The sequence below is a fragment of the Peptoanaerobacter stomatis genome (assembly GCF_000238095.2).
Taxonomy (GTDB): Bacteria; Bacillota; Clostridia; order Peptostreptococcales; family Filifactoraceae; genus Peptoanaerobacter; species Peptoanaerobacter stomatis_A.
The window spans coordinates 87,246-109,631 of sequence record NZ_JH815226.1 but is presented as its reverse complement, the minus strand read 5'-3'; the positions used below and the strand labels follow the sequence as shown (position 1 = coordinate 109,631).

At 29.8% G+C, this 22,386-nt stretch carries 19 protein-coding genes; 11 read left to right on the top strand and 8 right to left on the bottom strand.

Going from position 1 to position 22,386, the window contains the following annotated elements; genetic code table 11:
• The first annotated feature begins 5 nt into the window (after positions 1 to 5).
• The 5 genes from gmk (at position 6) to HMPREF9630_RS08830 (ending at position 6,360) form a co-directional block, all read left to right on the top strand.
• Positions 6 to 650, top strand: a complete 645-nt coding sequence (gene gmk, locus HMPREF9630_RS08850; RefSeq protein ID WP_009525013.1) for a guanylate kinase — start codon at positions 6 to 8, stop codon at positions 648 to 650.
• A gap of 232 nt (positions 651 to 882) precedes the next feature.
• Positions 883 to 2,418 carry a YifB family Mg chelatase-like AAA ATPase gene (locus HMPREF9630_RS08845; RefSeq protein WP_040465239.1) on the top strand — a complete coding sequence of 512 codons (1,536 nt, stop codon included), beginning with the start codon at positions 883 to 885 and terminating at the stop codon, positions 2,416 to 2,418.
• Positions 2,419 to 2,437: 19 nt separating this feature from the next.
• Entirely contained in the window at positions 2,438 to 3,202 is a 765-nt protein-coding gene (locus HMPREF9630_RS08840; protein WP_009528243.1) for a nucleoside phosphorylase, read from the top strand.
• A 62-nt stretch (positions 3,203 to 3,264) separates the two neighbouring features.
• Positions 3,265 to 3,597: a hypothetical protein gene (locus HMPREF9630_RS08835; protein ID WP_009528242.1), complete on the top strand. Its 333-nt coding sequence runs from the start codon at positions 3,265 to 3,267 to the stop codon at positions 3,595 to 3,597.
• A 120-nt stretch (positions 3,598 to 3,717) separates the two neighbouring features.
• On the top strand, positions 3,718 to 6,360 hold the full coding sequence (locus HMPREF9630_RS08830; RefSeq protein ID WP_009528241.1) for a valine--tRNA ligase: 2,643 nt from the start codon (positions 3,718 to 3,720) through the stop codon (positions 6,358 to 6,360).
• 164 nt (positions 6,361 to 6,524) lie between these two features.
• Here the strand turns inward: HMPREF9630_RS08830 and HMPREF9630_RS08825 are convergent, their stop codons facing one another.
• From HMPREF9630_RS08825 to HMPREF9630_RS08805, 5 genes are all read right to left on the bottom strand, one after another.
• On the bottom strand, positions 6,525 to 7,073 hold the full coding sequence (locus tag HMPREF9630_RS08825; protein ID WP_009528164.1) for an IS630 family transposase: 549 nt from the start codon (positions 7,071 to 7,073) through the stop codon (positions 6,525 to 6,527).
• The gene (locus tag HMPREF9630_RS08820) at positions 7,055 to 7,552 is read right to left on the bottom strand and encodes a helix-turn-helix domain-containing protein (protein ID WP_009527519.1); all 498 of its coding nucleotides are present in this window, start codon (positions 7,550 to 7,552) and stop codon (positions 7,055 to 7,057) included. The genes HMPREF9630_RS08825 and HMPREF9630_RS08820 overlap by 19 nt, the downstream gene beginning before the upstream one ends.
• A gap of 119 nt (positions 7,553 to 7,671) precedes the next feature.
• Positions 7,672 to 9,309 carry a carbohydrate-binding domain-containing protein gene (locus HMPREF9630_RS08815; RefSeq protein ID WP_009528163.1) on the bottom strand — a complete coding sequence of 546 codons (1,638 nt, stop codon included), beginning with the start codon at positions 9,307 to 9,309 and terminating at the stop codon, positions 7,672 to 7,674.
• A 78-nt stretch (positions 9,310 to 9,387) separates the two neighbouring features.
• On the bottom strand, positions 9,388 to 10,089 hold the full coding sequence (locus HMPREF9630_RS08810; RefSeq protein WP_009528162.1) for a DUF4956 domain-containing protein: 702 nt from the start codon (positions 10,087 to 10,089) through the stop codon (positions 9,388 to 9,390).
• Positions 10,090 to 10,209: 120 nt separating this feature from the next.
• A complete protein-coding gene (locus tag HMPREF9630_RS08805; protein ID WP_009528161.1) occupies positions 10,210 to 10,935 on the bottom strand; it encodes a polyphosphate polymerase domain-containing protein in 726 nt (241 codons plus the stop codon).
• 520 nt (positions 10,936 to 11,455) lie between these two features.
• Between HMPREF9630_RS08805 and lexA the strand changes: the two genes are divergently transcribed.
• Complete coding sequence (gene lexA, locus HMPREF9630_RS08800; RefSeq protein WP_009528160.1) at positions 11,456 to 12,079, top strand: transcriptional repressor LexA; 624 nt, start codon at positions 11,456 to 11,458, stop codon at positions 12,077 to 12,079.
• Positions 12,080 to 12,219: 140 nt separating this feature from the next.
• The gene (locus HMPREF9630_RS08795) at positions 12,220 to 14,208 is read left to right on the top strand and encodes a cell division protein FtsA (protein ID WP_009528159.1); all 1,989 of its coding nucleotides are present in this window, start codon (positions 12,220 to 12,222) and stop codon (positions 14,206 to 14,208) included.
• Between the two features lie 342 nt (positions 14,209 to 14,550).
• Here HMPREF9630_RS08795 and HMPREF9630_RS08790 read toward each other — a convergent pair whose 3' ends face one another.
• Positions 14,551 to 15,615, bottom strand: coding sequence for a hypothetical protein (locus tag HMPREF9630_RS08790; RefSeq protein WP_009528158.1), 1,065 nt, complete (start codon positions 15,613 to 15,615; stop codon positions 14,551 to 14,553).
• Between the two features lie 808 nt (positions 15,616 to 16,423).
• On the opposite strand from HMPREF9630_RS08790, the gene HMPREF9630_RS08785 reads away from it, so the two are divergent.
• From HMPREF9630_RS08785 to HMPREF9630_RS08770, 4 genes are all read left to right on the top strand, one after another.
• A complete protein-coding gene (locus tag HMPREF9630_RS08785) occupies positions 16,424 to 17,539 on the top strand; it encodes a BMP family ABC transporter substrate-binding protein (RefSeq protein ID WP_009528157.1) in 1,116 nt (371 codons plus the stop codon).
• A 10-nt stretch (positions 17,540 to 17,549) separates the two neighbouring features.
• A complete protein-coding gene (locus HMPREF9630_RS08780; protein ID WP_009528156.1) occupies positions 17,550 to 19,061 on the top strand; it encodes an ABC transporter ATP-binding protein in 1,512 nt (503 codons plus the stop codon).
• Positions 19,062 to 19,225: 164 nt separating this feature from the next.
• The gene (locus HMPREF9630_RS08775; RefSeq protein WP_009528155.1) at positions 19,226 to 20,278 is read left to right on the top strand and encodes an ABC transporter permease; all 1,053 of its coding nucleotides are present in this window, start codon (positions 19,226 to 19,228) and stop codon (positions 20,276 to 20,278) included.
• A complete protein-coding gene (locus HMPREF9630_RS08770; protein ID WP_009528154.1) occupies positions 20,278 to 21,207 on the top strand; it encodes an ABC transporter permease in 930 nt (309 codons plus the stop codon). Before HMPREF9630_RS08775 ends, HMPREF9630_RS08770 begins: the two co-directional genes overlap by 1 nt.
• 204 nt (positions 21,208 to 21,411) lie before the next feature.
• Here HMPREF9630_RS08770 and HMPREF9630_RS08765 read toward each other — a convergent pair whose 3' ends face one another.
• Both HMPREF9630_RS08765 and HMPREF9630_RS08760 read right to left on the bottom strand, forming a co-directional pair.
• Positions 21,412 to 22,089: a GNAT family N-acetyltransferase gene (locus HMPREF9630_RS08765; protein ID WP_009528153.1), complete on the bottom strand. Its 678-nt coding sequence runs from the start codon at positions 22,087 to 22,089 to the stop codon at positions 21,412 to 21,414.
• 12 nt (positions 22,090 to 22,101) lie between these two features.
• Positions 22,102 to 22,347 carry a hypothetical protein gene (locus HMPREF9630_RS08760; protein WP_009528287.1) on the bottom strand — a complete coding sequence of 82 codons (246 nt, stop codon included), beginning with the start codon at positions 22,345 to 22,347 and terminating at the stop codon, positions 22,102 to 22,104.
• Between the last annotated feature and the right edge of the window lie 39 nt (positions 22,348 to 22,386).

The following is a 22,386-nucleotide window of genomic DNA, read 5'->3' as shown; positions in this document are numbered from 1 at the left end:
TAATTATGGACAAAAAAGGTCTTTTAGTAGTAGTATCAGGACCGGCAGGAGTTGGAAAAGGTACTTTATGTAAGGCTTATATGAAAAAATTTGACGATATGAAGTTATCTGTTTCGACAACAACAAGAAAACCGAGAGATGGAGAAAGAGACGGAGTAGAATATAATTTCACTACAAAAGAAAATTTCGAAAAAATGATAGCCAATGATGAAATGCTTGAATATGTAAATGTATTTGATAATTATTACGGCACATCTAAAGCATGGGTAAAAGAACAGATAGACAACGGTCAGGATATAATATTGGAAATAGACATAGTAGGGGCTATGAATGTCAGAAAAATATATAAAAATGCTGTATTGATATTTATACTTCCGCCTTCATTTGAAGTTTTGGAAAATAGAATAAGAACAAGGAATCAGGACAGTGATGAGCAGATAAAAAAGCGCTTGGACAGAATGCTTGAAGAAGTTACTATTATGAAAGATTATGATTATTTTGTAGTCAACGATAAGTTGGACGATGCACTTAATCTTATAAGAAGTATAATAGACTCGGAGAGATATAGTGTTCAAAGATATGGTAAGCAAGAAATGGAATTTTATCTGGAAAATATAAGAAAAGGCAATATAGTTATAAACGAAGAGTAAAAATATATTTTAGAATGTTGTATTATTGAGATTTTTGGGAATTATATAAAAATTGTATTCTCAAAAATCTTGTCTTATTATGAATAAAAATTTAATAATACTATTGTCTAAATTAAACATAGATATTTTTTAATATGATGATCAAATATATTTTGATAGCGAAATAATTTGAAGATATCTTAATTTAAATAGGATTTAGTATAAATTGACAAACTCAAAAGAGGTGTTTTTTTTGTTCAGTCAAGTAATAACAGCAGGTACATATGGAATAGACGGATTTAAGGTAACGGTGGAGGCGGATATAAGTAAAGGTATGCCGGGTATAACTATTGTAGGGCTTCCGGCTGTTGCAGTTAAAGAATCTAAAGACAGGATAAAATCGGCTATAACAAACTCACTTTTTAATTATCCGATAACAAAGAAAATAGTGATAAATCTGTCTCCGGCAGATGTAAAAAAAGAAGGCTCACATTATGATTTACCAATAGCACTTGCCATACTAAGCGAAAATGTAGCTATGAACAATGAGAAGATAAAAAATACAGCTTTCTTAGGCGAATTATCGTTAGATGGCAAATTAAGAAAAATAAAAGCCTCAACGGCAATGATATTAGGTCTTGTAAAAGATGAAAATATAAAAAATGTAATAATTCCTAAAAGCAACGAAAAAGAAGCATCTATGATACCGGATATAAATGTATATACCGCCGAAGATATAAATGAAGTTATAGAATATCTTCAAGATGTAAGAGAACTTAAAAGAGTGGGAGATTTCAGCTCATACATAAATATACCGAGCTCAAAAGATTTTTCTGATGTAAAAGGTTCGTCTGCGATAAAAAGAGCTGCACAAATATCAGCAGCAGGCTTTCACAACCTGTTTATGATAGGAAGTCCTGGGAGCGGTAAAACAATGGTGGCATCAAGAATGAATACAATAATGCCACCGTTAAATGAAGATGAGTATATAGAAGTGAGCAAGATTTATTCATTTTTAGGAGAAATACCGGATGATATTGTGTTTAGGAACAGACCGTTTCGCTCGCCTCATCATACGATAACATATACTTCACTTATTGGTGGCGGTGCAATGGCAATACCAGGAGAAGTGGTTTTATCTCACAGCGGTATACTGTTTATGGACGAGTTTTTAAATTTTGATAAAAAATTGATACAAGGATTGAGGCAACCGATAGAAGATAAGTTTGTAACAATATCAAGGGTAAACTACAAGTTGACATATCCGAGCAATTTTTTGCTTGTTGCGGCGACCAATCCATGCCCCTGTGGTAATTTTATGAATCCTTTAAAAGAATGTGTTTGTACTGAAAAAAAGATACATGACTATTTACAAAAAGCATCCGGGCCTATACTTGACAGAATGGATATATTTGTAGAAACTACTCCTATACCTTATGATGATTTGACAAACAATGGTACTGAAGAGCTGTCATCCGAGGAACTGAAAAAAGGTGTGTATATTGCTGTGCAAGTTCAAAAAGAAAGATTTAAAGACTTAAACATAAATTATAACTCTCAGATGAATTCCAAACATATAGAATATTATTGCAAATTGGAAAGTGATGCAGAAAAGTTGATTCAGATGTTTTTTAAATCATCGAAACTTACTGCAAGAAGTTATCATAGACTTTTAAAAGTAGCAAGAACTATAGCAGATATGGAGCAAAGTGAAAAAATAAAACAAAATCACATAGCAGAAGCCATCAGTTTTAGAAAAACATATAGCAAATATTGGGAAAAGATATAATAAAAAGAAAGGGCATATCATGGCAATTTATAAAAATTCTATTCCTATATTGGAGTATGATGATAACGAAAAATCAGTTATTATGCCAAATAGAGCAGGCTTATACAGTTTTCCTAAATATGCAGTATTTGCATTTCTTGGAGATGAAATAGAAAAATTTGCAAAGAAAATGAGTTTAGAGCAAATTGGAGAGTTTATAAGTATAACAAAGATATATCCCATATATATATTCAAATACAAAGAAAAAGATATTTGTTTGTGTCAGGCACCGGTAGGAGCATCAGCGTCAGTACAGATACTGGATTTTTTAATAGGATATGGAGCTGAAAAAATAATTTCGTCAGGTTCTTGTGGGACGTTAACAGATATTGAAGAAAATGTATTTTTGATTCCTGTTGAAGCATTAAGAGATGAAGGTACGTCATATCATTATTTACCACCAAAAAGGACAATATGTGCAAATAAGAACGCAGTAGCAGCGATTGAAAGAGCATTTTTGAAAAATAAAATATCATATCAAAAATGTAAAACTTGGAGTACAGACGGATTTTACAGAGAAACTAAAGATATGGTTGAATATAGAAAACAAGAAGGGTTTGGCGTAGTAGAAATGGAATGTTCAGCTCTTATGGCTTGTGCAGAATTTAGAAAAGCTGAATTCGGTCAAATATTGTTTACAGCAGATACATTGGCAAATATAGACAATCACAATGATAGAAATTGGGGAGCAGGCAGTATTTCTTTAGCGTTAAAATTATGTTTTGATGCAGTTGTTGAACTATAGGAGATTATATAAATAAACACTTTACTTAGTTTCAGTTTTTTGTCACATATGGGGAGGAAGTTATGGAAAGTCAAGATTTAATAATGATGGTAATATCACTTATCTGTAGCACTGTATTTTACAGTATAGGCGTATTTGCAAGCAAACTTGAAAAGCCTATGTGGTTTTGGTCAGGAGAGGTTATAGATCCAAATAAAGTTAAAGATATAAAGGCCTATAATAATGCGAATGCTAAGATGTGGAAGGCATATGGCTTATTATATTTTGTAACCGCCTTTATTTCATTCTTTAAACTTGAATTAGGGATAATACTTCTAACATTGATATCGACAATAGGTATAGTAGCTTTGATATGGTGCTATGAGATGATTATTAAAAGAAAATATATGTATTAAATATTATTTAAAATAAAAGATAAAAACAAATAAAAAAACTATATATAAAATTTTATAAAAAACTGATATAATAAAAAACACTTTTTAAACTTAAATATTATAAAATTAGGAGATATTTTTATGCAAAATTTAGAAAAAAAATATACACCGAAAGATTTTGAAGAAAAGATATATAAAAAATGGGAAGACGGAGGTTATTTTAAATGTAAGGTAACAGACACAGATAAGGTTTATTCGATAGTGCTTCCTCCACCTAATATCACAGGTCAGCTTCATATGGGCCATGCGCTTGACCATACACTTCAAGATATACTCATAAGATTTAAAAGAATGCAAGGTTATGATACATTGTGGCAACCCGGTACAGACCACGCATCTATAGCTACAGAAGTAAAAGTGGTTGAGAAAATAAAAAAAGAAGAAGGAAAAACTAAAGAAGAAATAGGCAGAGAAGAGTTTTTGAAAAGAGCATGGGACTGGAAAGAAGAGTTTGGCGGCAAAATAGTTGAGCAGATGAAAAAGCTCGGTGATTCTTGCGACTGGTCGAGAGAAAGATTTACAATGGACGAGGGTTGTAATAAAGCTGTCAATGAATTTTTTGTAAGATTATATGAAAAAGGTTATATATATAAAGGCAATAGAATAATAAATTGGTGTCCGGATTGCAAAACTTCACTTTCAGATGCTGAAGTGGATCATGAAGAGTCATCAGGGCATTTTTATCATATAAACTATAAGATAGAAAATTCTGATAGAGTGGTGGAGATAGCTACAACAAGACCTGAAACTATGCTTGGTGATACAGCTGTTGCCGTAAATCCAAATGATGACAGATACAAAGATATAGTAGGCAAGAATGTTATTCTGCCTATATTAAATAGAATTATACCAGTAATAGCTGATGATTATGTTGATATGGAGTTCGGTACAGGTGTAGTGAAAATTACGCCTTGCCATGATCCTAACGATTTTGAGGTAGGATTGAGACATAATTTAGAACAAATACTCGTAATGAATGAAGACGGCAGTATGAATGAAAATGCCGGAAAATATCAAGGTATGGACAGATATGAATGTAGAAAACAGATATTAAAAGACCTTGAAGATTTAGGACAATTAGTTAAGATAGAAGATCATTCACACAATGTAGGACATTGTTACAGATGTCATACAGTTGTAGAACCTATGACATCGAAACAATGGTTCGTAAAAATGGATGAGCTTGCCAAACCGGCAATAGAAGCATTAAAAAATGGTGAGCTTAATTTAGTGCCGAACAGATTTGATAAAATATATTTGAATTGGCTTGAAAATATAAGAGATTGGTGCATATCAAGACAACTTTGGTGGGGACATCAAATACCTGCATATTACTGTGAAGAATGTAATCATATGCAAGTATCGGAAACTAAGGTAGAAAAATGCGAAAAATGCGGTTCAAAAAATATAAAACAGGACGAGGATGTACTTGATACTTGGTTTTCATCAGCTCTATGGCCTTTATCAACACTCGGTTGGGTTGAAAATTCCAAAGAGTTTAATCATTTCTTCCCTACAAATACACTTGTTACAGGCTATGATATAATATTCTTTTGGGTTATAAGAATGGTGTTTTCATCTCTTTTTATAACAGACAAAGTACCGTTTAAAGATGTGTTTATACATGGACTTGTAAGAGATTCACAGGGCAGAAAGATGAGTAAATCTCTTGGAAATGGTATAGATCCTCTTCAAGTAATAGATGAATACGGAGCTGATGCACTAAGATTTACACTTGCAACAGGAAATAGCCCCGGAAATGATATGAGATATTATGAAGAAAGAGTTATAGCTTCAAGAAACTTTGCCAATAAAATATGGAACAGTGCAAGATTTATCCTTATGAATTTAGATGAAGATGTGGCATTGTCAGATAAAGATATAGAAAACAACTTAGAAATTTCTGATAAATGGATATTGTCAAGGGCAAATACGGTAGCAAGAGAAATGACACAGAATTTGGATAAATATGAGCTTGGCATAGCTGTAAACAAGGTGTATGATTTTGCATGGAACGAGTTTTGTGATTGGTATATAGAGATAGTGAAACCAAGACTATATAACAGTGAAAATAAAATTTCAAAGCAAGCCGCACTTTTCACATTGAAATCCGTTCTGGAAGATATATTAAAATTACTTCATCCGTTTATGCCGTTTATCACAGAGGAGATATGGGGGCATTTGAATCCTGATACAATGATTATAGTATCAGATTGGTGTGTTTATGATGAAAGCAGAAATTATCCTCAAGAAGAACAAGTTATGGACAACATAATAAATTCTATAACTAAGATGAGAAACGCCAGAGCAAATATGAATATACCTCCATCAAAAAAAGCAAAACTATATATTTCTATGCAGGATGATAGTAAAAAAGAATTGTTTGAAAAAGGAATAGAATATTTTATTGCAGTTGGAGGAACAACAGAGGTTATATTTGAAGATGAAAGCAAACTTCCAAGCGATACTATAAAAGTGATAACAGAATTTGCAAATCTATATATACCTACAGGCGAGTTAATAGACTTTGAAAAAGAGCTTCAAAGATTGGAAAAAGAAAAAGAAAAACTCATAAGCGAGATAGACAGAGTGGTAAAAAAACTTGCCAACGAAGGATTTATTGCAAAAGCACCTCAAAAATTGATAGATGAAGAGAAAGCAAAAAAAGAAAAATTTGAAAAAATGCTCGAAGAAGTAAATGCAAGCATTGAAAAAATAAAATAGTATTATATATTCTTGAATAAAATACTTTTAATAAAAAAAGTGTACCACATTTTACTTGGTACACTTTTTTTATACTAATTACCTTATAAAAGGTTTATATATTGTATCGTTTTTAATAGATTATTTTGCTTTTTATATTAATATCCTTTTATACTAAACTCTATTTAAGCTATGGATTTTATCCACTCTCTTCTTGTGATACTTTTTACCATATCTTTTGTTAATAAATTTATTGTGTCACATAATCTGTCTACTACTTCATTTAGTGTTCTAAATACTTCATTTTTGAATCCCATCTGACGAATTTGTTTCCATATTTGCTCTATGGGATTCATCTCTGGTGTATATGGTGGTATATGTGTTATCTTTATGTTTTGAGGTATTTTTAATGTCTTTGATTTGTGCCATATTGCCCCATCACATACTAATAATATTATATCTTCTTTATATTCTTTCGATAATTCTTCTAAAAATACGTTCATATTATTTGTATCACAGTATGGCATTACTAAAAAGAAGTTTTCTCCTGTTTGTGGTTCTACTGCTCCATATGCGTATTTATATTCTCTTATGTGATGACATGGTACCTCCGCTCTTACATCCTTTGTGCACCAACAATACTTTGGTTTGCTTATCCTTCCAAAACCTGCTTCATCTTGAAACATTATTCTTACTATTTTATCAGGGTAAACGTTTAATAACTCTTCTGCCATACTGTTAATTTTTTTGAGGCTTCTATTACCTCTTGATTTGCTTTCTTCGGATGTCTACTTCTTGGCATTACTTTTCTCCACCCATGTCTTTTTAGAACATAGTATATTTGTGCTGTTCCTATACTATGTCCTACTATTTTTACATATTCTTCTTCTATTTCTTTGACTGTTATTATCTGTCCTTTTTTGCCTTTTTCTTCAAATTTTTTTAACATTTCTTCTTCTTGCTCAAATGTTAGATTTCTATGATTTCCTTTTTGCCCCTTGCTTAAAAGTCCTTCTATTCCTTCTTTTACGTATTTGCATATCCAGTTATTTACTACTTTAATTGAGGTATCAAGTTTTTCAGCTATTTCTTTATTACTTTTCCCTTGTCCTCTTAATTGTATAGCATGTAGTCTTTTATCTTCTTTTTTATCTTTAATTGTATTTCTCATTTCGCTTATTTTTTTCGCTTCTTCTATACTAATTTTATGCATTTTTTTCACCCTATATTAGTATATCATATTTTATGAAATATATCCATAGTTCTATTAGATTTTAGTATTAATCAGTATAACGAAATAGAAGTTTGAATTATCTGCGTCTTTCGTTTGAACTATATATTACTTGTCATTTCAACGGTTTGAGTTTCATCTCCTGCTGTTATTGTATATTGTTCTCCTTGTTTTATATCAGGTGAGCTTATTAGCAGTGAGTTGTATTTTGTTTGAGGTGTGAATGTCAGTATGGCTTTTCCTGATGAGTTTGTAACTGTAACTTTTGTTCCTTCATTTTTGCTTGAAGATAAATTTAATAAAATTGAACCTTGTGTTGAATCATTTCCAAAATTTTGAGCCATACCTGATGAACCTGCTGTTACGAATGTTCCACTTGATATTGTTGCTGCTCCATTATAATCTAATGAGCCGTTTCCATCATTAGTAGGTCCATAAACATATGTTGTTCCTCCACTTATGGTGATATTTCCGTTAGAGTCTACACCGTCACCTCCGGCTTTTATAGTTATTGTTCCACCTGTTATATTTATATATGCGTTTTCTTGAACTTCGTCCATTCCTCCTCCCATATGTGGAGGCATTTGTCCATCTTGTGGAGGTTCAGGTCTGTTTGATGAATTTAGCATTTGACCGTATTGTGGTGGAGATAGTCTGTCTTTTTTGCTTTGTTTTTGCGTACTTTCTGATGACTGTGAATTATTTTGAGTTTGAGTATTTGTTGTACTGCTTCCACTTGTTGCATTTAATCCGTCATCTTTAGATATTACATTTATTTCTCCTCCTGTAATATCAACTTTTTCTCCTTCTAATCCTTCGTTGCTTTGTAATATATTTATTTTTCCACCATTTATAATTAGTCTTCCGTCTGAATGTATACCATCATCATCGGCTGTTATATTAATCGTTCCATTGTCTATTTGTACTATACTTGATGAGTCTATTGCATCACTGCTTGATGTGAGATTCAGATTTCCACCGCCTATATATACATATCCAAGTGATGTATCATCACTGTTTTCTGAATGTATTGCATCTTTAGTTGCTTTTATAGTTATATTTCCATCTGATATTTTTACGTTGTCTTTTCCTTGTAAACCGTGATTAGCTGCTGTTATTTCATAATCACCGTTTTTTATTACCAAATCATCTTTAGATACTATGCCATTTCCATAATTGGCATTTATTATTAGCTTGCCTTGACCGTTAAGTGTAAGGTCGTCTTTAGAGAAGATTACACCGTCTATATTGTTATCATCTATTGCTACAAATTCGCTTTTATTTGACAGTGTATTTATACTGTTTTTTGCCAGAGTTATGAATACTTTATCAGCTTGTTTTACATAAATAGCTGCTGATGTGTCATTGTTTATAGATACAGAGTCAAGAACTAATGTTATCTTTGCTTCTTTTGGTGCATCTACTATAACTTGTCCGTTTGTTATTGTTCCTGATAATATATATGTGCCTTCTTCACTGATGGTTACAGATTCATTATTTAATTTTATATTTTTGCTTGTTTTTTCGTCATATTCTATTTCCTTGTCTTTTTTAGAAAATAGATTTGCAGAGTCGAGTGCGTCTATTGCAGTGCTATTGTTGGAAGTTGTTTGAGAAGTAGTTTGTGAAGTTGTTGTATTTGTAACAGTTGTTGAAGATGCTTTTGCAGTTGCTGAGCAAGCTATCGTATTCATTGCCAATACGGCTGTTAATATTAGTGTTGCTAATTTTCTTTTCATTTTAGTTTCCTCCGAATTTGAAATTTTATTTTTTAAATGTAAATTAAATTTTATAAATTAATATTTATTTTAAATGAATTATAATTCATTTATATTATTTTCTTGTTGTGATATTGATATTTCCAAGTTTCCGTTTCTGCAACGAAGTTTATCTATAAATTCTTTTTCTATATTTTCTGTTTTTAAAGTTATATTGTAAGTTAATTTGAATAGGCTTCCCATATCTGTAGTTTTTACATTTGTCATTTGGCAACTTGTAGTGTATTCTTGGAACAAGTCATCCAATGAGCCTGTGTATTCAAGGTCTTCAGGTATTGCTATTCTTAACGTTTTGTCCAAGGCTGCATATTTTTTTGAGCCTATTCCTATATGGTTATATATTATTTGCATCATACATATAACTATTGTAAATACTGCTGCATAACCTATATATCCCATACCTGTCATAAGTCCGCTACCCATTGCTAAAAATATTGCACCTATTTCTGTTGAAGTTCCTGCAACACTTCTAAATCTTACTAATGAAAATGCACCTGCCACTGCAACACCGGCACCTACATTTCCGTTTACCATCATTATTACTACACAAACCATAGCTGGCATAAGAGCTAATGTTGTGACGAAATTTTTAGAATATTTATTTTTATATTTGTATGTCAGTGCTATTATAAGTCCTATTATGAGTGCAGATATTAAACAAGTCATAAAACCTGTTATTCCAACTGTTGTTGCAGTTGTCGAAGCATCTTCAAATACTCCTGTGAAAATAGCCATATTCATATTTTTTCCTTCTTTCTTTTTTGTTTTTAAGTAGTATTAATATTATTTAATTGCCTTTTTTAGTTTTATATTGGCTTAATATGATTATAAAATATAATATTAAATGATTTTATAAAAAAATTAAGATGCTTTTAATATCAATATTTTCATATCTTTTATTTCTTTTGCCATTTTGTAGGCATTTCCATATTTTGAAAAAGATGTTTTATATATATGATTTTTTGTAAGTATGTCTGTCATCCATAAAGGAAGACCGTTTACTGATTTCATTTCCATAAGCACCATACCATCTTTTAGAATCTGTGTTCCGTAAGGGCGCTCACATAAGGACAACTTATCTTGTCTCCACATTATGTTTGTATCAAATGTTATTCTGAAATTGTCATCTTCCATATCAAAATATGCTTCTCTATCACAAGATATATACATTTTAGATGTGATACCTTCGTTTATTTTTATAAAATAGTCAATTTCGTTTAATATTTGACTGTTTTTGTCAGGCCTATTACCGTTTATAAGATAATCCATAGCTTCTTTTTCAGGCATTGATATTCTTCTTTTATATACGACTGATTTATATTTTTTCTTGAGTTCTATAAATATTTTGCTGTCATGTGTAGCAATACCGTATGAGCGAATTCTGAGTTTTTCTTTGTATGCAGGCTTTTGCATTGAACGTCTTATAAGCAGATTGTTTTGTGTATCAAAATATATACTGATTACTGTACTTCTTCCGTGTTCATCTTCTTGCATATGTTCTTTCATAGCATCTAATAAAATTTTTTGCTCCTGCTTTGTTATTAAATATTTTTGTTCTACACGTTTGAATATATTTGTGTTTTTCATATATTATCACCCCTTTTTATGACTGTTGTTTGTTTTTGATAAATTAATTATAAATTCTCTACTTAAACTCAAGTTAAAATTATAGTTTAAATTTACTTAAAGTTTTGTTAATACCATATAATGTTTGAAATTACAGTTTTTTATATAAAAAAATTTTTGAAAAATATAAAAAATAAGTTATTTTTTATATTAACTTTAAACTAAAATATGAAAAATTTAAGTTAATATTATTAATGAATCAGCTATTTATAGTGTTATTTACAAAAAAGAATTTATAAAATTATATTTTTATGTTATTATGTTATAAATAAAATTTTTAAATTTAAAGAAGCTAAAACGATTAAGAAAAATTTATAAAAAATATGGATTGTTTTACTGTTAATATTGTACAAAATTTAAAAAGCAAGTATTAAATTTTTAAAGTTATTGCATTTTTGTAGATTTATTGATTTTATAAAGTTTTACAATATCGGGTTTTCAGTTGGACAATAGAAAAAATATTTTGAGGAGGTGTTAGAATATGAAAAAAGAGCTTAATGCCAATGAAGCACGAACATATGAATATATAAAATGGTATTTATCTGAAAATGGATTTTCCCCATCTATATCAGACATAGAGACATCTCTTGATTTGAAATCTACTTCTACTGTACACAGGATATTGAAATCGTTGGAAGAAAAAAATTATATTAATAGGCAGTCTAATAAGAACAGATCGATAACGCTTGTGGATGGAGTTGACGAATATGATTATAAGAATAATATAACCTTGCTTCCTCTTATAGAATATAGAAATATGGATTTTGATGTATTTGATAAAGAAAATATACAGGATTACATACCTATACCCAATAATTGGATAAGTCAGGGAGATTTTTTTATAACAAAAGCCAATGATGATTCAATGATAGATGCAGGTATATATAATTCAGACTTGCTTATAGTACAAAAAATTCAAACACTTAGAAATGGCGAAATAGCGGTAGCTTTAATTAACGATAGAAATTTAACAGTAAAAAGATTTTATATGGAAAAGCAAGACAGAATAAGACTCCAACCGGAAAATTCAAATTATGACGCAATATATTTTAAAAACATAAGAATACTTGGAAGAGTGAAAAAATGTATTAGAAGTTTTTTTTGATTTATTATAAAGTCAAGATTTTTACAGATTTTTTGTTATTAAGACGGAAAATATTGGAGTTTAAGCATATATAGAGTTAATGATTTAAAATAAAAAAATTAAATTTTATGTAAATATTTTTTAAGAGGGGTCTTTATAAAATGGACATTAATCAAAATGAAACTTTCTTTGCCTTGGACATAGGTACAAGAAGTATTATGGGAATTTTAGGCGAAAAAGATGGAGATATAATAAAAATAAAAAATGTAGCTATGGAACTGCATAAAAAGAGAGCTATGTATGACGGACAGGTACATGATATTCAAGCAGTGGCTGATGTAGCCCAGATAGTAAAAAACAGATTGGAAAAAGAAAGCGGAGTAAAACTTACAGATGTTGCGATTGCTGCGGCAGGACGTTCATTAAAAACAATACATACAAATGTTATTGAAGAATTTGAAGAAGAAACGTTAATTGATTCTCAAATAATGAAAAATATAGAAATAGAAGTATTACAGCAAGCAGCAAACATACTTAAAGAAAATTTGAATGACAATGTATCGTATTATAATGTCGGACATACAGTGATGACATATAAATTGGATGATTATGAGATTAAAAATCCTAATGGACATAAAGGTAAAAAAATTTCACTTGAAATAATAGCTACTTTCTTACCTAAAATAGTAGTTGAGGCATTGGATTCGGTAATGCACAAAATTGACTTGAACATATCGTATATGACATTGGAGCCTATAGTAGCATTAGAAGTTGCCATACCTGAAAATGTTAGACTTTTAAATATTGCAATGGTCGATATAGGTGCAGGCACATCAGATATAGCGATTACAAAAGACGGAACAATAATTGGATATTCAATGACATCTACAGCAGGCGATGAAATAACAGAAGCTCTATCTCAAAAATTCCTGTTAGATTTTGATACGGCTGAGATTATAAAATGCAATCTTTGTAAATCTTCAGAGCAATCTTTTACAGATATAGTCGGTACACAAATAAATATGACTACAAATGAAATATTGGAGCAAATTCAAGATTCTATAGATTTGGTTGCAAAAAATATATCAGATGCTATATTAAAAACTAATGGAAAATCTCCAAGTGCCGTCTTTTTGATAGGAGGAGGTTCTCAATTACCAATTCTTAACAAACTTATAGCAGACAATCTTCAATTACAAGAATCAAGAGTTGTGGTAAAATCTGTCGAAAACATTCAAAATATAGAATATGATACACCTATTTTAGAAGGACCGCAATCTATAACACCTGTAGGTATATTGACATGTGCAATAAAAAATGAGAGAAAAGATTTTATGGAGATAAAAGTGAATGATAAGAAGATCAAGCTATTTAGATCAGCAGATCTTAAAATAAGTGATGCGCTGATATTGGCGGGTTTTAATCCGAGAGATTTAATATCAAGAAAAGGAAAATCAATACTTGTAACTATAAATGGAGATAAAAAAATATTTAACGGAACTTATGGTGAAGAAGCTAAAATAAATTTAAATGATCAAAAAGCAAATATTGACACAAATATACATGATGGAGATACAATATCAATAGAGCCTGCTACTTCAGGTCAAAATGCACAAGTTTCAATAAAAGATTTGATAAGTGAAAAGTATATATATATAAATGATGATATAGTTCCTTATTTTTGCAATATAAAGATAAACTCAATAGAATGTAAAGATTATTCTACAATGCTTGAAAATGGAGATGAAATAAGTTATGACATTTTGGATAGTACAGATAAAATAAGACAAAATATGAATATAGCGGATGACAAGCAAATTTTTATAAACGGAGAATTTTCAAAATATGATTTAAGTGTAGAACCTAATGATAAAATAAAAATATCCGATATGCCGAAAGAAAAAGAAACTTCAGATGATGTACAGTCTGTTAAAAAGAGTATAACGGTCATATATAACGGTTCTATGATAACAATTAAATCAAAAAGAGATAAGATATTGTTTATAGATATATTTGACAATATAGATTTTGATCGCTCTAAGCCGAAAGGTAATCTAATTATGAAACATAACGGTAATACAGCAGAGCTTACAAGCGAACTTAGAAATGGTGACAGAGTGGAAATTTTTTGGGAAGAAAAAATAATATAAATTAAGCAAAAAAGCATTGATAAATACATAATATACTATATATTTATCAGTGCTTTTGTATTTATAGTTATACTGTTTTCTAATAAAATTATGGATAACTTATATAATTATATAACATTGATACATAGTTTATTGAAAAGATTAATTATTATGATTTTCCGTTATTCTATAAGATTTTATACTAAAAACCAATATAAATATTGAAGAATGTAGTAGATAGATTATGTGACACCATAAATTTATTAACTAAATATATTTTAAAAAGTGTTACTCATAAGATATAGATTATCTACACTGTTTAATTGGTTATTAGCATTAATACAAGATTTTAAAAAACTAATTTTAACCAAATGGAGTATATTTTCCATAAATATATTCATATAAATCTTCTACAACATAGTATTTCATCATAACTGTACTTGTATTGTTAATAAAGAAATGTCCTAAAAGCTCTTTGATTTCTGGATTTTTAGGATTGTCAATCATTATTGTCAAGAAATATCCTTCTCTACCTTCCACTAAATAATTATTATCATCTGTAGTCTCTTTAACATCAGTGACATAATATCTTTGATTAGCTCCCAATATCTTCAATTTTCTTAATATCTTCGCAGCCATTTCTCCTGCCTGTTTCTCAGTTATAAAAGTTTCAGGATATTTCATAACTGCCGAATCGTCATATAAAACTTTTTTTGTCTTTTGATCAGTAACAGTTCTCATAACAGTGTCAATCATATAAGTCCCTATATAGTGGTCGCCTATACCGTCTTCCATAGTAACTTTTACATATAATTTGTAATCATCTTTGCTGTCTCTATGAGTATCATATAAAAATTTAGATTCTTTTGATAGCTTTTTGTCTCTTATAACCAATGAAGCGATTAAATTATAGTATACATCATCATCTCTGTTAAAAGAAAAAGTTTTTGCTTTATTAAAAATAGGTACGACAATTTTATAATCGGGAAGAGAAAATATACCGTCATTTTCTATATATATCTTGTTTGTATTGTTTTCAACATAACAGTACAGTTTATTGTTGACAGAATAAACTGAATAGTTGCCAGGAATTCTTTCATTAAGCTCATCTATCATTATTTTGTCATATTCATAATAAAAATAATCAGCTTCAGAAGTAAAATCAGTGATATTGTAGTTATTTTTTAATTTTGTAATTTTTGCTTTATCAAGTTCAGGTATTATGTAAAAAATTCTCGGTACGTTCTCAAGATATTTCGCTATAGTTTTCTCAATAGAAATTTTTTGTTGTTTTTGGACAGTTTTTTTATTTGTAGTAACATTGGTCTTAGGCGTTGTATTTTTGGAAACGGCAAAGACATTGCCACCCAAATAAGTTAGCATGCAAGCAAAAATGAGCAATATAAATAAATTATTTTTTTTAAACATTTTTTTCCTCCTTGTTAATAGTTTTTTGAAAATAATACCAAAATATATCAGAAATAACATATAATTTTTATACTGCTATTCAGAAAGTAAATATAATAGGCGACAAAATATTTAAAAGAAAAAATCATTTTTTAAATATTGGTACATATATTTTTTACAGTATATAAGTATAAATATAAGGAAAAACGTTTATATATTTAATGATACAATATATAAGTTTAAAAATCAATGATAAAAAAATAATGTCATTATATTTTAACACTAAATACTATGAGAATTTTAAATTGAATATATTTATAGTTTTTAAAAAATACAATTTTTTAATTATATTATTATATATACTTTTAATTGGTGTTTAGTATAATGCAAGCTATTTATTCGGATAATATCAAACAACATAAGTAAAGAATGTAATTAAAAAAAATATGAAACTTTAAATACAATTATAATACTTTCATACGATTAATATAAAACTATATATTTAATATTTAAAAAAATAATAGTAAAAAGTATTTACAAAACTAAAATTGTGCTATATAATTTTGGAATAAAACAAGTGATGATTTTTTATATTTATGAAAAAATATACATAAATTTAAGAACATTACAATACATATTTTAACAAATAGTTTACAAATTATGATAAGAACTGTTATAAAAAGATATAATCATGCGAGATATTTTTTATTGTATTATTTTTAGCATATTACAATATCTTTATAAACAGCCTTAATATTGTAAATTTGTAAATTATTATCATTACTTATTTTGTATTATGATTAATATTTTTTTGACAAGGAGTGTTTTTATGAAAAAGATTTTTTCAATTTTTGCTGTTATGATGTGTACGTTGTTTTTAATGGTTGGTTGCAGTGCTTCAAATGATAAGACTTCAGATACTAAAACATCTGATGGCTCTGAGCCTATAAAAGTAGGATTTTTGTATATAGGACATATAAATGACGGTGGATTTACACAAGCTCATGATAAGGGAAGATTGGCATTGGAAGAAAATTTAAAAGGTAAAGTTGAAACATTATATCAAGAAGGAGTTGCTGAAAATACACAAGATGTTAAAAATTCGGCAAAAATAATGATAGATCAGGGAGCAAGTGTAATATTTGCTACAAGTTTCGGCTTTATGGACGCAATAGAAGAATTATCAAAAGAATATCCGGATGTAAAATTCATACATTTTTCAGGCTATAAGATGAATGATACAAATTTTGGAAATTATTTTGGAGCTATGGAAGAACCGAGATATCTGTCAGGAATAGTTGCAGGTTTGAAAACAAAATCAAATAAAATAGGATTTGTAGGTGCATTTCCGTTGCCTGAATTATTCATTAGTATAAATTCATTCACATTAGGCGTTAAATCTGTAAACCCTGATGCGACAGTACAAGTTGTATGGACTAATTCTTGGTATGATCCTGCAAAAGAAAAAGAAGCTGCTGATGCCTTGCTTGCAGCAGGTTGTGATGTTTTGGCACAACATTGTGATACAACAGGTCCACAAGTAGCAGCAGAAGAAAAAAATGCGTTTGCAATAGGATATAATTCTGACAGTTATGACTCAGCTCCAAAAGCATTTATGACAGCTCCTATATGGAATCATGGAGTATTTTATACAAAAACTGTTGAAGAAATATTAAACGGAACTTGGAAACCGGAAAGCTACTATGGAAATATAGCAGATGGATATGTTGATTTGTTACCTCTTACAGAAAATGCGCCTGAAGAAGCAAAAGCTAAGGTAGATGAAATAAAAGCAAAAATGGTTTCAGGAGATTTCAAAGTATTCACAGGTCCTATTAAAAATCAAGCAGGTGAAGTAGTGGTAGAAGAAGGAAAAAGCTTGAATAGAGAAGAGATATGGAAAATAGACTATCTTGTAGATGGAGTGATAGGAACTACAAAATAATGGAGGATTTATGCAAATAGCCATAGAAATGAAAGACATCTCAAAGAGCTTTGGAAGTATAAAAGCTAATCAGGATGTAAATTTAACCGTAGAAAATGGAGAAATCCATGCTTTACTTGGAGAAAATGGTGCAGGAAAATCCACTCTTATGAACATGTTGTCAGGTATATATATGCCTGACAGCGGTTCTATTTTTGTTTATGGAGAAAAAAGGACATTTAACTCGCCTGTGGATTCTATAAATATCGGAATAGGTATGATTCATCAGCACTTTAAATTGATAGATGTTATGACGGCAAAAGAAAATATAATATTGGGACAAAAAGGCAGTAAATTTATAGATGAGAAAAAACTGACAAAAGAAGTTTTGGAAATATCAAATAAATATGATTTGGATATTAAACCTGATAAAAAAGTATATGATATGTCGGTTGGAGAAAAACAGACATTAGAGATAATAAAAGTGCTTTATCGCGGGGCGAAGATACTTATAATGGATGAGCCTACAGCGGTGCTTACACCACAAGAAATACAAAAACTTTTTCAAATAATAAGAAATATGAAAAATAGCGGATGTAGTGTAATAATAATCACTCATAAGATGAATGAGGTTATGGAGATAAGTGACAGAGTTACAGTTCTTAGAAAAGGTAAGAGCATTAAGACTGTAAATACTAAAGATGTAACTTCAAAAGAACTTGTAGATATGATGGTTGGGAAGCAGGTATCACTTTCAATAGAAAAGCCTATAACAAAAAAATCTGAAGAGCCGGTATTGAAATTAGAAAAAGTGAGCATAATGTCAGAATATAACAGATACTCACTTAAAGATATAAATTTAGATGTATATGGTGGAGAAATACTTGGAGTAGCAGGTCTTGCAGGTAGCGGTCAAAAAGAGCTTTGTGAGGTTATAGCAGGTCTTATGAGAGCAAGTGAAGGTGATATATTTTTTAAGGGTGAAAAAATAACAGACAAATCTCCCAGACAAATAATAAATCTTGGTGTCAGAATGGGTTTTATACCGGAAGACAGACTTGGAATGGGATTAGTAGGTTCAATGGATATAGTGGATAATATGATGTTGAAGGATTATGATAATAAAAAAGGCATATTCTTAAACAAAAAATCTATGGTAGCGAAAGCAAAAGAAATTGTAGAGCGATTGGAAATATTGACATCAGGTTTAAATGAGCCTGTAAAAAAGATGTCAGGAGGAAATATACAAAAAGTTTTGCTTGGTAGAGAAATAGATTCAAATCCTAAGTTGCTTATAACTGCTTATCCTGTAAGAGGCTTAGATATAGGAGCATCTTATAAAATATACGAACTATTAAATGAGCAAAAACAAAAGGGTTCGGCTATACTTTTTATAGGTGAAGATTTAGATATGCTGTTGGAGTTATGCGATAGAATAGCAGTTATATATAGCGGTAATATAAATGGTATATTGGATGCTTCTACTGCGACAAAGGAAGAGATTGGGACCTTGATGTCAGGTGGAACGAAAAAATATAGTTAATTTATAAGTCTGTATATTTTTTATACGATTAAGAATACTAAATATCAAATAAAATTATATACACAACAAAGTTGTTAATAAAAAAATTAAGAAAGCATGATGTCCATTATTTAAACAAGTATCACTATAAAATATGAATTCAAATATATAAATTTGGAGAAACTATGATAAAGATTATAAAAAGAGAAGATGTTGATAAAAAATTTACTACCATAATTAGAATATCAGCAGTATTATTTTCGTTAATTTTTGCAGGTATGTTCATAGCATTTATCGGATATAATCCTGTAAAAGTTTTTGCACAGATGTTTTTTGGAGCTGTGGGGACACAGATGAGACTTCAAGAGACAATAAATAAAGTAACTCCGCTTATAATAACATCACTTGGCATGCTTATAGCATTTAAAATGAAGTTTTGGAATATAGGAGGAGAAGGACAAATTACTATGGGTGCTTTAGGAGCATCATTTATAGCACTTAACTATGGAGATAAAATTCCCCAATTACCATTAATTATTTCTATGATTATAGCATCTGTTATATTTGGTGGAATATGGGCTTTGATTCCGGCTATTTTTAAGGTAAAATTTGGAACAAATGAAACAATATTTACTTTGATGTTAAATTATATAGCAATAAAAATTGTACAATACTTGCAATTCGGACCGTGGAAAGATCCGGCTGCAACCGGCTTTCCTAAAATACCTACATTTAATCAAAATGCCGTTTTACCTCAGATATTCGGAGTTCACATCGGAATAATAATGGCTATGGTATTATTGATATTTATATATGTATTCATAAAATATACAAAAAAAGGTTATGAAATAGAAGTTGTAGGAGAAAGTATAAATACTGCAAAATATGCAGGTATGAATGTAAATTTTATAATATTATTTGCCATTACATTGTCTGGTGGATTATGTGGTTTGGCAGGTATGGTGCAAGCTTCCGCAATGGAAAAAACTTTAAGTTATACATTATCAGCAGGATATGGATATACGGCTATAATTACAACCTGGCTTTCAAATTTGAAACCTAACTATATATTACTTACATCAATTGCATTTGCTATATTATTGCAAGGAGGAACATTTGTTCAAGTATCTATGCAAATTCCGTCAGCAGTTTCCGGAATGATACAAGGAATAATACTGTTTTTTGTTTTAGGCTCAGAATTTTTTATAAAATATAAACTTGTAAGGGAGAGTAAATAATGATTGCAGATATACTTACTGCAGCTGTTAGTGCAGCTACACCGTTATTGTTTGCGACAATAGGTGAAATATATACCGAAAAATCAGGAAATCTGAATCTTGGTGTAGAAGGCATGATGATAATGGGTTCAGTAGTAGGATTTATATTCGGCTATAATACGCAAAGCTCTTCAATAGCACTTTTGAGTGCAGTATGTGCAGGAATGTTTGGAGCACTGATATATGCCATACTTACTATAACTTTAAGGGCAAATCAGGTTGTGTCAGGTCTTGCGCTTACAATATTCGGAACAGGATTTTCAACTTTTTTCGGCAAAAACTTTGTAGGAAAAGCTACACCGGATACATTAAAAACAGCTTTTTCTTCTTTTGAAATTCCTTTATTCTCAAAAATTCCGTTTATAGGAAATATATTTTTCAATCAAAATATACTTGTATATTTAAGTTATCTATTGGTGATATTTACTTGGGTATATATATATAAAACAAGGTTTGGTTTAAATTTGAGGGCAGTTGGAGAAAGTGCAGCCTCAGCTGATGCATCAGGAATAAATGTAAACTTGTACAAATATGTACATACTTTAATAGGAGGTGCGTTTGCAGGCTTAGGAGGAGTATATTTATCTCTTGTCACAGTTCCTGTTTGGCAGGAGGGAATAACAAGCGGGCGTGGTTGGATAGCTGTTGCACTTGTTATATTTTCATCTTGGAGACCTGTAAAAGCATTTATAGGAGCTTTGCTGTTCGGAGGACTTGACATATTAGGTTTCAGATTGCAAGGCATGGGCATACACATATCTCAGTATATAATAGATATGCTTCCTTATTTGTGTACAATAGCTGTTATAATAATAAGCACAAGAAAAAATGCACCTGAAGACAGGGGACCTAAAGATTTATCAGTTGCATATTTCAGAGAAGAAAGATAATAAAAAAACTCAGCTTTTTCAACATATTATACTAAAATCTAATGAAGGATAGAAAAATAGTGTTTTGTAAATTTAATAAAACACAACATTATTTAGATATTTCTTAGTAATAAATTATCTATTATTCTATTAGAAATTAGTATTATACTGACATCTGTTAAAAAATTGATATCAGTATAATTATTGAAAAGTCTGAGTTTTTTGTTATAGTCTTTTTTTAAGACGTCTGTTTACATCTGTTCTTGAAAGCCATATTTGACTTTTGCATTTTTCACATTCCAAGCGAAAATCCATACCTATTCTAAGTATTTTGAATACATCATTTCCACAAGGATGAGATTTTTTCAGTTGAATTATATCTCCTACTATGAAGGGTATCAATATTTTTTCATACGCTTCTCTTTGTAAGTCAGGAGGTATTGTGACTATACCGCATTTTTTATATTTTCTATTTTTTAATATGCTCTTCATAGGCACATTTAGTGAATGTGTGTCTATTCTTATGGAGCGTATATTTTTGTTTATACATTCCTGTTCTGCAAAATCGAATAATACTTTTGACAGACCTTTGCCTCTTGCGTTTTCATCTAATGATAATCTGTGAATTACACCATAGTCATAATTACTTTCCCATCTTCCGTTTTTAATTTTGTCATAATTTGTGTCTTTGTCAAATGACAGACTAATATAACCTATTACAGCATCATCATCCACCAATACATAAGCAGTTTCATTTTGCATATCTCTTATTACACTTTTTTCGCTCGGTTTTGAATAGCCTTGCCATTGGTCGGAGCCATAGGAAGCTATAAACTTGCTTGCATTGTCAAAGATTTTAATTATGCTGTTTATATCTTCTTTTGTAGCTTTTCTTATTATCAAGATTTAAGCACCTCATTTCAAAAATTTTTCGCCTAAGTATTTTTTTATATCTTTTTTGTCTGAATGTGGTGTTATTTCGATACTACTTTGAGTTTCCTGGTTTATTACTATAATTTTTGTTTCATCGTCAGATTTAAAGTTTTTTATTACAGTAGCCTCTAATATCGGTCTTATCTGTAATTTATTTTTTTTTGTTTTTTCATAATCCTTAGTGAAATAACTGCCTTTTAGTGTCAGTATTTTTGTATATATATTCAAAATGCCTCCTAATTGATAGACTTTTATTAAATTTATATA

What these genes read in the sequence shown, in the direction of transcription:
- gmk (WP_009525013.1), top strand. Translation starts at nt 6, where the DNA reads ATGGACAAAAAAGGTCTTTTAGTAGTAGTATCAGGACCGGCAGGAGTT.
- HMPREF9630_RS08840 (WP_009528243.1), top strand. Translation starts at nt 2,438, where the DNA reads ATGGCAATTTATAAAAATTCTATTCCTATATTGGAGTATGATGATAAC.
- HMPREF9630_RS08835 (WP_009528242.1), top strand. Translation starts at nt 3,265, where the DNA reads ATGGAAAGTCAAGATTTAATAATGATGGTAATATCACTTATCTGTAGC.
- HMPREF9630_RS08830 (WP_009528241.1), top strand. Translation starts at nt 3,718, where the DNA reads ATGCAAAATTTAGAAAAAAAATATACACCGAAAGATTTTGAAGAAAAG.
- HMPREF9630_RS08825 (WP_009528164.1), bottom strand. Translation starts at nt 7,073, where the DNA reads ATGGCAGAAGAGTTATTAAACGTTTACCCTGATAAAATAGTAAGAATA.
- HMPREF9630_RS08820 (WP_009527519.1), bottom strand. Translation starts at nt 7,552, where the DNA reads ATGCATAAAATTAGTATAGAAGAAGCGAAAAAAATAAGCGAAATGAGA.
- HMPREF9630_RS08815 (WP_009528163.1), bottom strand. Translation starts at nt 9,309, where the DNA reads ATGAAAAGAAAATTAGCAACACTAATATTAACAGCCGTATTGGCAATG.
- HMPREF9630_RS08810 (WP_009528162.1), bottom strand. Translation starts at nt 10,089, where the DNA reads ATGAATATGGCTATTTTCACAGGAGTATTTGAAGATGCTTCGACAACT.
- HMPREF9630_RS08805 (WP_009528161.1), bottom strand. Translation starts at nt 10,935, where the DNA reads ATGAAAAACACAAATATATTCAAACGTGTAGAACAAAAATATTTAATA.
- lexA (WP_009528160.1), top strand. Translation starts at nt 11,456, where the DNA reads ATGAAAAAAGAGCTTAATGCCAATGAAGCACGAACATATGAATATATA.
- HMPREF9630_RS08795 (WP_009528159.1), top strand. Translation starts at nt 12,220, where the DNA reads ATGGACATTAATCAAAATGAAACTTTCTTTGCCTTGGACATAGGTACA.
- HMPREF9630_RS08790 (WP_009528158.1), bottom strand. Translation starts at nt 15,615, where the DNA reads ATGTTTAAAAAAAATAATTTATTTATATTGCTCATTTTTGCTTGCATG.
- HMPREF9630_RS08785 (WP_009528157.1), top strand. Translation starts at nt 16,424, where the DNA reads ATGAAAAAGATTTTTTCAATTTTTGCTGTTATGATGTGTACGTTGTTT.
- HMPREF9630_RS08780 (WP_009528156.1), top strand. Translation starts at nt 17,550, where the DNA reads ATGCAAATAGCCATAGAAATGAAAGACATCTCAAAGAGCTTTGGAAGT.
- HMPREF9630_RS08775 (WP_009528155.1), top strand. Translation starts at nt 19,226, where the DNA reads ATGATAAAGATTATAAAAAGAGAAGATGTTGATAAAAAATTTACTACC.
- HMPREF9630_RS08770 (WP_009528154.1), top strand. Translation starts at nt 20,278, where the DNA reads ATGATTGCAGATATACTTACTGCAGCTGTTAGTGCAGCTACACCGTTA.